General features: G+C 44.4%; 7 protein-coding genes and 1 rRNA gene. 1 reads left to right on the top strand and 7 read right to left on the bottom strand.

The features are described from left to right. The 6 genes from PGX78_RS03700 to PGX78_RS03725 form a co-directional block, all read right to left on the bottom strand. A 16S ribosomal RNA gene (locus PGX78_RS03700) occupies positions 1-1,274 on the bottom strand; the annotation flags it as partial. A gap of 271 nt (positions 1,275-1,545) precedes the next feature. Then, positions 1,546-2,955 (bottom strand): FAD-binding oxidoreductase, encoded by a 1,410-nt coding sequence (locus PGX78_RS03705; protein WP_270445447.1) that lies wholly within the window; start codon positions 2,953-2,955, stop codon positions 1,546-1,548. Positions 2,956-2,993: 38 nt separating this feature from the next. Beyond that, complete coding sequence (locus PGX78_RS03710) at positions 2,994-3,941, bottom strand: bile acid:sodium symporter family protein (RefSeq protein ID WP_270445448.1); 948 nt, start codon at positions 3,939-3,941, stop codon at positions 2,994-2,996. Positions 3,942-4,152: 211 nt separating this feature from the next. Then, positions 4,153-5,388: an ISL3 family transposase gene (locus PGX78_RS03715; protein ID WP_270445449.1), complete on the bottom strand. Its 1,236-nt coding sequence runs from the start codon at positions 5,386-5,388 to the stop codon at positions 4,153-4,155. Positions 5,389-5,561: 173 nt separating this feature from the next. After that, entirely contained in the window at positions 5,562-5,825 is a 264-nt protein-coding gene (locus PGX78_RS03720; RefSeq protein WP_270445450.1) for a SemiSWEET family transporter, read from the bottom strand. A gap of 226 nt (positions 5,826-6,051) precedes the next feature. Then, positions 6,052-6,759, bottom strand: a complete 708-nt coding sequence (locus PGX78_RS03725; protein WP_006941997.1) for a hypothetical protein — start codon at positions 6,757-6,759, stop codon at positions 6,052-6,054. 272 nt (positions 6,760-7,031) lie between these two features. On the opposite strand from PGX78_RS03725, the gene PGX78_RS03730 reads away from it, so the two are divergent. Next, a complete protein-coding gene (locus PGX78_RS03730; RefSeq protein WP_270445451.1) occupies positions 7,032-8,201 on the top strand; it encodes an IS110 family transposase in 1,170 nt (389 codons plus the stop codon). Positions 8,202-8,561: 360 nt separating this feature from the next. Here PGX78_RS03730 and PGX78_RS03735 read toward each other — a convergent pair. Next, on the bottom strand, positions 8,562-10,553 hold a 1,992-nt coding region (locus tag PGX78_RS03735; RefSeq protein WP_270445452.1), incomplete at its 5' end, for a DNA gyrase subunit A.

Raw genomic sequence — 10,553 nt, forward strand, 5'->3', positions numbered from 1 at the left:
AAGAGCCATTGTAGTACGTGTGTAGCCCAAGCCATAAGGGGCATGATGACTTGACGTCATCCCCGCCTTCCTCCGCATTGTCTGCGGCAGTCTCTCCTGAGTCCCCACCCTTACGTGCTGGTAACAGAAGATAGGGGTTGCGCTCGTTGCGGGACTTAACCCAACATCTCACGACACGAGCTGACGACAGCCGTGCACCACCTGTTTTCTCGTCTTCCGAAGAAGAACAGAGTATCTCTACTCCTTGCGATCAATGTCAAGGCTTGGTAAGGTTCTTCGCGTTGCGTCGAATTAAACCACATACTCCACCGCTTGTGCGGGCCCCCGTCAATTCCTTTGAGTTTCAACCTTGCGGCCGTACTCCCCAGGCGGGGTACTTATTGCGTTAACTCCGGCACAGAAGGGGTCGATACCTCCTACACCTAGTACCCATCGTTTACGGCCAGGACTACCGGGGTATCTAATCCCGTTCGCTCCCCTGGCTTTCGCGCCTCAGCGTCAGTTTTCGTCCAGAAAGCCGCTTTCGCCACTGGTGTTCCTCCTAATATCTACGCATTTCACCGCTACACTAGGAATTCCGCTTTCCTCTCCGATACTCTGAGCTTCCCAGTTTCCATCCCATCACGGGGTTAAGCCCCGCACTTTTAAGACAGACTTAAGAAGCCGCCTGCGCGCCCTTTACGCCCAATAATTCCGGACAACGCTTGCCACCTACGTATTACCGCGGCTGCTGGCACGTAGTTAGCCGTGGCTTTCTCTTACGGTACCGTCACTTCTTATGGGTATTAACCACAAGATTTTTCGTCCCGTATAACAGAGCTTTACAACCCGAAGGCCGTCTTCACTCACGCGGCGTTGCTCCGTCAGGCTTTCGCCCATTGCGGAAGATTCCCCACTGCTGCCTCCCGTAGGAGTCTGGACCGTGTCTCAGTTCCAATGTGGCCGTTCATCCTCTCAGACCGGCTACTGATCGTCGCCTTGGTGGGCCGTTACCCCTCCAACTAGCTAATCAGACGCAAACCCCTCCTCCGGCGATAGCTTATAAATAGAGGCCATCCTTTCTTCCGATAGTCATGCGACTTTCGGAACGTATTCGGTATTAGCAGCCGTTTCCAGCTGTTGTCCCCATCCGTAGGGCAGGTTGTTTACGCGTTACTCACCCGTTTGCCACTAGATTGTAGAAAAAGCAAGCTTTCTCTACGCTCTCGTTCGACTTGCATGTGTTAAGCACGCCGCCAGCGTTCGTCCTGAGCCAGGATCAAACTCTCCATGATACTATGGAAAGAGCTCTTTTTGGCTCGTCCTTACTTATTGTTTGTTCATACTTACTCAATGAAATCTTATATACATAAGACCTCGCACTCTGGCGTTCATTTGGTTTGTATTGTTCAGTTTTCAAAGGTCACTCGCCGTTTGGCAACTCGTTTATCTTACCGCATTCACTTTCTCTTGTCAACCTCTTTTTCTCTGTTTTTTCGCTTTATACATAAAAAGTACGGGGCATACAAAATCTTGTATACCCCATACCCCATACTCTATATTCCCCTATTCGTCGATATCTACAATTTTCGACGGATTCATAATATTGTTCGGATCGAGGGCTTTTTTAATGGCTTTAATAATATTGCGTTCCCCTTCCGGCGTATGGCGTTTGAATTCTTTCAATTTCTTATACCCTACGCCGTGTTCGCCCGACATCTTACCGCCCAAAGCATAGACTTCCTTAAAGAGATCGGCATGGAAGGCTTCCATCTTTTCCATCCACCCTTCAGGCGACAGACCGTCCTTATTCAAGGGCAACACGTGAATATTGCCGTCACCGATATGGGCAACCGTAACGGTATAAAGGCCGTGTTTTGCTTTCAAAGCCGGAAGCTTGGATGTGATTTCGGCAATCTTGTCCAAGGGCACGACAAAATCTTCGGCAACAAACATAATATCGATGTCTCTCGCCGCTTCGGCAAATTGGCGGCGGCAACCCCAAATACGTTCATCCGCTGCAATGACATCGATGGCACCGCACGCTTCACAAACATCGCCGGCCTTTTCCATCTTTCTGTCCAACTCATCTTCATCAAAAGTTTCTACCGTTACGATAACGTAGCAGACCCCTTCATCTACATGGGGCAATGTAATATCGCAGTAGTTGGACGAAATTTTCAGTGCTTCGTTATCCATGTATTCAATACTGGTCGGTTCAATCCCCGCTTTGAGTAACTTGTTCGGCAAGGTAAAGGCTTCATCATCAGTCTTAAAAATAGATACCAGGTCAAACTTATAAGGCGGCAAGGGGCGAAGCTTCAACGTTACTTCCGTAATAATCCCCAGGGTGCCTTCAGAGCCGCAGAAAAGTTGTTCCAGGCAGTAGCCGGTCGAACATTTTTGTAAGCGGCCGCCGATGTTTACAATATCACCCGTAGGGGTAACGACCTTCATGCCGTAAATTTGATTTCTTGTCGTACCGTATTTAACAGCCTTATTACCGCCCGCATTGGTTGCCACATTACCGCCGATTTGACAGCTGTCGGCACTACACGGATCTCCGGCATACAAAAGCCCCCGTTGACGGCACTGTTCCTGTATTTCACTGGTACGAACACCCGTCTGAACAACGGCGTATAAATTATCTTCATCCAGCTCCAGAATCTTATTCATTCTGTCGAGTTCCATAACCAATCCGTGGTGAATGGGAATAGCTCCGCAGGCAACGCCCGATCCTGCGGCACGCGGCGTAATAGGAACGAGGTGTTCATTGGCAAGTTTCACAACGGCCGCTACTTGTTCCGTCGTTTCCGGGAAAACAACCACTTCCGGGGTGCGGAACCAGTAGGAGTTCCCTTCTTCATCCGTTTGGAAGGTCAGGAGTTTTTCCGGGTCCGTCGTAACGCCTTTTTCTCCTAAAATGCTACGCAGTTTTTCAACAAATTCCGGTGTAACCTTATTAAATTTAGACATGATTTCATTCCCTCCGTTTACATTAAGCCGTTTTAATCTCACTGTCCCATGCCGCCCGCTTTAGCATCGCGACCGGCCCACACAGAAGCTATAAACGAACAACAAATAGTAGTCCATACAACACCGATGGCTCCCGGTAAGGCTGCTACGGGATCAAAGTACTGTACGGCCAGTGCTACGGCTAAAGCCGTATTCTGCACACCGACAACAAAGGTCATGGCCTTACCTTTTTCAGCCGGCATCCGCAAAAGCTTGGATATGGCAAAACCGAGCGCCAAACCGCAGAAGGTGTACAATACCAGTGCCACAGCCGCTTCCAGTGCCACAGCCTGTAACAACTTGACATTTAGGGCTACAACAACCAGTGTTACCGTAACAATGGCAAAAATAGTGGTCGCCGGTACGAGTGCCAAGATAGTATCCATATACTTAGCTGCCGCCTTACGAATGACCAGACCGAGTACCACCGGTACAATAACGATTTTAATGATGCTCATAAATAACGCCATTCCGTCAACATTCATATACGTTCCGGCATAAAACATCAGCAAGGTCGGCATGACAAGAGGCGCCAACATGGTGCTGATACTGGAAATGGTAACGGATAAAGCCTTATCCCCCTTCGCCAGAAAGGTCATGACATTCGACGTCGTTCCCGTCGGTGAACAGCCCAACAGGATAAGCCCTACCGCAAGCATAGGGGATAATCCCAAAACCTTACCTAAGCCGATCCCGACCAAGGGCATACATATATATACCGTAAGAATACCGATAATAACATCCTTAGGTCGTAATATAATCAGCTTAAAGTCCTGCGGAGTCATCGAAAGTCCCATGCCAAGCATAATTAAACTCAGACAGGGAGAAATCACCACTTTGTAATCGCGAAACAGGTGTGGCCACATGTAAGCGATACCGGCCGATATGATAACCCATAAAGGCACATATTTAGCCATGAAGGCAATACACTTTTTCCAATCACCCATAGCATCCCCTCCTAATATATATTTATAAGTACAAAATAATTATATCAAAGTGGCGTCCTAGGATAAATAGGAATAAACGCTTATTTGTCATTCGTATAGCGATTAATTTCTTCTTGCCATTTATGCAAAATACGCTTAAACGTTTATCTTTGTATACAAAAAAGGCATTCTTGCCGTAAAGCAAAAATGGCTCTTTTGCAAATGTTGGGGTCTAGCTAACCAACAAGTTTTTTTGGCACCGAACACCATTGTGTTCGGTGTCGTTCTTTTTGCTCAACAATAGGATACGAGTTCGGAAGCGGCCAAAGTGTCTAAGACCGTAACTTATTCGTTTCAATACTTTGATCTTGTTATTGCATCCCTCCGTATAGCCGTTTGAAAAAGGTAGTAAGAACGCATTGGTTATCTGCCCTTTCCATGAAACAAAGGATGTGGAAAAGTTCCTAAATTCCGTTAACTGAGCAGTCTTTACACTCTTTAACCACCATTCTAAATGGTGCGTAATTCGTTCCTTACCCTGTCTTTCAAAGATATGAATGAACTCTTGTTTTAATTTATATGCTTTTCTTAAGTCATCGGAAACCCGTAAGATCTCTTCTAACTTAATAAGCTCAGCATCCGTTAATCTACCGGGGTGTTTCATGAGTATCCTCTTGTTGCTCTTTAGCATGGCTGAATAGCGTACCAACTTCTTTTGCTCACGTTTTCTAACTCGTTCTACTGCCCAATCCACTAAACGGCAGACATGGTAACGGTCACACACAATATGAGCCTGAGGAAATAAGGTTTCCATGACGAGCCTAAATTGCGGAGACATATCCATCACAATAAAGCGAACCTTTTGGCTTGCTTTTCGGCTATAGGATGCGAAATACCGACACAGTGCATTCGTATCCTTCTTCGGTAACACATCAATAATATGATGGCTATCCGGGTCGGTTAAGATGACCTGATATTTTTGCCCGGCTGCATTGCCTCTAAACTCATCTATACCCAAGACGGTCGGCAATTCTTTGGGGCGAGAAATAGAAATAAGGGAACAATACCGAATGACGGTAGTTACGGAGACATGGCAAGCCCGAGCGATAGTCGTGTAGTTCAGCCCTTCATGTAATAAGCGAAATATTTCAGCAATGGTGGTCATACCTAATTGTTTATAACGCTGAATAAAGGGATTTTCTTCTGAAAATGAATGGGTGCATTGAGGGCAAGAATATCTACGTTGCTTGTATTTAGCACAAATATATAAGCCGTGGATACTCCCTAAGTTGATCGTACGGACTCGGTAGTCCTTTATGTATTTCGTAGTCTGCCCGCAACAAGGGCAGGTATGCTCTGTAACAGGAAGTATCACTTCATAGATTAATGAATCATCTTTCCGGTAGAAATTGGTAATAAATTCCCCTTTAATATTGAAGAAGGGTTGTATATAATCATTAGTAGGCATATGAGATCGCATCCTTTCTTTAGGGCTTGGACACTTTTATTGTAAAGCATGCGAGCCTCATATGCTTTTGTTTTGCAAAAAAATAATGCTGAAGTCAGCACCTATTCGGTGCTGACCCCAACATTTATTATAGAACCAAAAAATTTGCCGGCTCGTATATTCATTATATAAAGTTACAAAGCAGTAAGAAAGGTTAATCCCCCTAAAATCACTCCCGCTGAATTAGGAATAATGAGAATCCAGTCCTTTTTCGGTTCTTTAGTCCATCCATAAATAACCCAAATCAGGCAGGAAATTGCAGCAAATAATGGTTGAAACGGTTGCGCTTTGCTTCCTTGTAAATTGGCGTAAATTTGAGGGATATAGGCAATAAAGACAAAAATTCCAAGAAATGCTCCAATAGACCCTACCAAAAGATTAAGTTTTTGTTTGGTCATCTGCTTCTCCTTTCCATTGATACGATTTCTATAAATCATTAAATAATATCGTAAATATCTATTTTTAAGAAAGTTGCAATAATAATTATAATATTTTTTTTATTTTCGTCAAATAATTTTTTATGATTTTTCTTCATAAAATGTAAGTTCAGATGCAAAAATGGAAATCGAATTTAACAAATCTAAGATTAAGTAAAATTGACAGTATTAAATGCCAATCCGGCTATCAAAGCTTCCTCATATGCCGGTAGAAAGTCTTATGAAGATATAGCATTTCCTGCTCCGCATAATGTGCATGAGGATAAATATAGATTTCTCCAATCTTTGAACAAAACAATTTTGTAAGAGCGAAAGTACAAATCGAGTCCGGAAGATAAGATAAGCACTTTAACTTTTGCGGGATGATTCTCACTCCCTTTTTCTGTAAAAGGTATAGATTTCTTTTTATTCGACGTGTAGTTTTTTTCATCAACTGCTGATTCCCTGCCGCATCCAAATGATTTCCTTTACCTTCTCGTATGGCATCCCCCAAAGGCACCACCAAAGCAAGGTGGCAGAGTTGCCACTCTTCCATGGAAGGACATATTTCATAGGGAACTTTCGCTTTCCGAAACAAGCTCTCCAATTGTTTTACTCTCTTCGTCCTCTTTCCGGAAATTTCCCCAAAGCTTGTCTTTTGAATCAGCGCCGGTGTCAACGATGCCTTTACCACTTTTCCCTTCATTTCTCCCCCCGCTCCCGGAAATGCAGGAATCAAACGTCCTTTTCCCAGTATTTTTTCCCACTTTTCGTAGCTTTCCGCTGTATTTACCATGGTGACAATATTCTTACAGGGACAATCCTTTAAGGTCTGTAATGCCTCCTCTACCTGTTCTCTTCTGACCGTAACAAAAATGAAGTCGTAATTTTTCTTTAAATTGTTAACAACAGGCAATGTAAACTGACATATTTTATTCTTCCTCGTATTATATAGTCATACCCATTCTTTACCTGTTCTAAGGTATAGGGTATGCTGTTGAAGATGCTGTGGATTGGTCTTTGCCTCCTACCGCATAGACGGTTACAGAAAGGCTCCAACCACAGCCTCTTTGTCAAAGTGTTAATCAGTTAGATACCGCATGACGGTTTATGTAGAACGAGGTTACATCGGCAGAGAGCCCTGTGGATCCAATACAGCGTCAAATACTTTTAAGGAGGATCATGTGGATGATCTATGTTGGTATCGATGTTGCAAAGGATAAACATGATTGCTGCATCTTGGGATCAGAAGCCGATAAGCTCTTTCCGGTATTTACTATTCCGAATAACAAGGCGGGCTTTGATGAGCTGTATGAGAAGATGTTCTCTGTGACTGATGATAAGACCAAAATAAAAATAGGTCTTGAAGCTACCGGTCACTACTCACTCAATCTTCTCGGATCGCTCATTGATAAAGGTCTACCCACCTGTGTTATCAACCCGTTACATACCAATCTTTACAGAAAAGGTCTAAGCCTTAGAAAGACGAAAACGGATAAAGTCGATGCCCGTTCGATTGCTATGATGTTAATGACTAATAAGACTCTCAAGCCCTACTCAGACATATCATATCATAACGAAGAACTTAAGTCATTAACTCGTTATCGTTTCGACAAGGTTCAGGAGCGGGCAAAACTCAAATCTTCCGTAGCTCGTCTTGTAAACATCCTTTTTCCGGAGCTGGAAAAACTCGTCCCCAGCCTTCATATGGCTTCGGTGTATTCCTTGCTGTCCAAACTTCCCGGAGCCTCTTACATTACCGAATGTCATCTTACCCATCTCAAAAATCTCCTAGAAACAGCCTCTAAAGGCCATTACGGACGAGATATGGCGATTACTTTAAGAAACACCGCCAGGGACTCTATCGGCTCTGTGATACCGGCAAAATCAATGGAACTAAAGCACACCATCCATTTGATTAAGGTGATGACGGAAGAGATTGATGAAATTGAAGATTCCATCAAATCCATCATGGACACTTGTAACTCTCCGATTATGACAATCCCTGGGATTAGCTATCGTATGGGAGCTATGATCCTTGCAGAGATTGGTGACTTCACTCGATTCAACTATGCTGATCAGATACTGGCATTTGCAGGGTTGTCACCTTCTACCTACCAATCAGGTCAACTGGATTCTAGCTATTCTCATATGGAGAAACGAGGTTCTCGTTATCTAAGATATGCTTTGTTCAATGCCGCGAAATTTGTCTGCAAGTGGGATGAGAATTTCGGAGCTTACCTCTCAAAGAAGATAGGCGAAGGCAAGCACTATAATGTTGCTATCGGTCATGCAACGAAAAAACTGGTACGCACCATATACCGAATGGAACTTACAGGCGAAGCCTACCGAAGATAATTCATTAACTTCACATCCTTTTCTGAGAGCACCTGTTTAGATGTTTTATTTGTCATGCGATTTTCAAGGTACTGATTGAGGCTTAAGCCTGCCTCCGGGCTATCTAAAACATCTGGTGATGTCTTATTCAAAAAATCTTATTTTCCAATTGACTTTTAATAGTTAGTCTAATATATATTTATAAGTACAAAATAATTATATTAAAGTGGCGTCCCAGTATAAATAGGAATAAACGGCTTATTCGTCATTCGTATAGCAATTAATTTCTTCTTGCCACTTATGCAAAACACGCTTAAACGTTTATCTTTGTATACAAAAAAGGCATTCTTGCCGTAAAGCAAAAATGCCTTTTCTTACATTCTACATCAGCGTATCCTGTACCGGTTCATCGCTTCCTTCAACGGAAATCGTATCGAGAGCAGCCACTTTGTCATTTTCTTCAAGTCGCTGAATCTTGACTCCCGACGTATTGCGGCCCTTCTTAACGCCGATACTTTCAATATCCGTGCGAATGACGATGCCGTTTGAAGTGATGAGTATGAGCTCTTGCGTATTCCGAACAACTTCAACTCCTACAATGACTCCGGTCTTCGGCGTAATCTTAAAGTTTTTCACGCCCTTACCGCCACGACGCTGAACCTTATAGGCGTCTACATTGTTGCGCTTGCCGAACCCTTCTTCACTGACCGTAAGCACTTGTGAATCATCGGCCAGGATGTCGGCACCGATGACCATATCGTCTTCAGCAAGAGTGATGCCGCGAACGCCGCGTGTATTTCTGCCCATGGGCCGTACATCCGTTTCTTTGAAACATATAGCCATACCCTGCTTCGTAGCAAGAATAATGTTCTGATCACCCTTGGTCATGCGAACCTTAGCCAGGTGGTCACCATCCATGAGCGATATAGCAATGAGACCGTTACGGCGCACATTACTGAATTCCTGTAAGGACGTCTTCTTTACAAGCCCCCGTTCCGTCGCCATGAACAAGTTTGCTTGCGGATCGACTTGGTCGACATCAATCAACGCATTAACCTTTTCTCCTTGCGACAGAGGCAGAAGATTAATGGCCGCAATGCCCTTGGAATTCCGGCTGTTTGCTTCGGGGATTTCATAGGACTTCAAGCGATAGACGCGACCTAAGTTGGTAAAGAAGAGCACCGTATTATGAGCCGACGTATACAAAAGATGGTTAACCGCATCTTCATCCTTCGTCGCCATTCCCTTTATGCCGCGACCGCCTTTGTTTTGCGTATGATATACATTGGCATTAATACGTTTAATATAGCCGCGTCTGGTCAAGGTCAGCACCATACGTTCATTAGGAATGAGGTCCTCTACATTTAATTCCGACGTATCCGCTTCAATCTGTGTGCGGCGTTTATCGGCATACTTCTTCTTCGTTTCCAAAAGTTCATCTCTGATAATGCCCATGAGTTTATGTTCATCCGCCAAGACACTACGCAGGTAATCGATTGTCTTTTCCAATTCGGCATATTCTTCCTGAATCTTGTCACGTTCCAAACCGGTCAAGCGACGTAACCGCATATCCAAAATGGCAATGGACTGCTTTTCACTCAAATCGAATTTGCTCATTAAAGCATTCTTGGCGATTTCATCCGTAGCCGATTCACGAATCGTCTTAATGACTTCATCTATGTGATCGAGGGCAATGAGCAACCCTTCCAAAATGTGTGCCCGCGCCAAAGCCTTATCCAGTTCAAAGCGGCAACGTCTGGTAACGACGACCTTGCGATGTTCCAAATAATAAGCCAACACTTCGCGCAACGTCAGTACACGCGGATGTCCGTCCACAAGAGCCAACATGATAACGCCGAATGTTTCTTGCAGCTGTGTATGTTTATATAATTTATTGAGGATAATGTCGGGATTTACGTCGGCACGCAATTCAACGACGATCCGCATACCTTTACGGTCCGATTCGTCACGCAACGCCGTAATGCCGTCAATATCCTTATTGCGCGACAAGTCGGCAATGCTTTCGATAACCCGAGCCTTATTGACCTGATAGGGAATCTCCGTAATGACAATGCGATTCTTCCCTTTTGACATCGGTTCAATTTCGGCACAAGAACGCAGCTTCACGCTGCCGCGACCGGTCGAATACGCTTTAAGTATACCTTCACGACCGAGAATCTTGGCACCCGTCGGAAAATCGGGCCCCTGAATCTTTGTCATCAACTGATCCAGCGTTACGTCCGGATCGTCAATCATCATGACAAGCCCGTCAATCACTTCTCCTAAATTATGGGGCGGTATATTCGTCGCCATACCGACGGCAATCCCTGCCGAGCCGTTTACCAGAAGGTTCGGAATTTTAGCGGGAAGTAC

The sequence above is a fragment of the Megasphaera sp. AF13-6AC genome (genome assembly GCF_027685385.1).
Classification (GTDB): domain Bacteria; phylum Bacillota; class Negativicutes; order Veillonellales; family Megasphaeraceae; genus Megasphaera; species Megasphaera micronuciformis.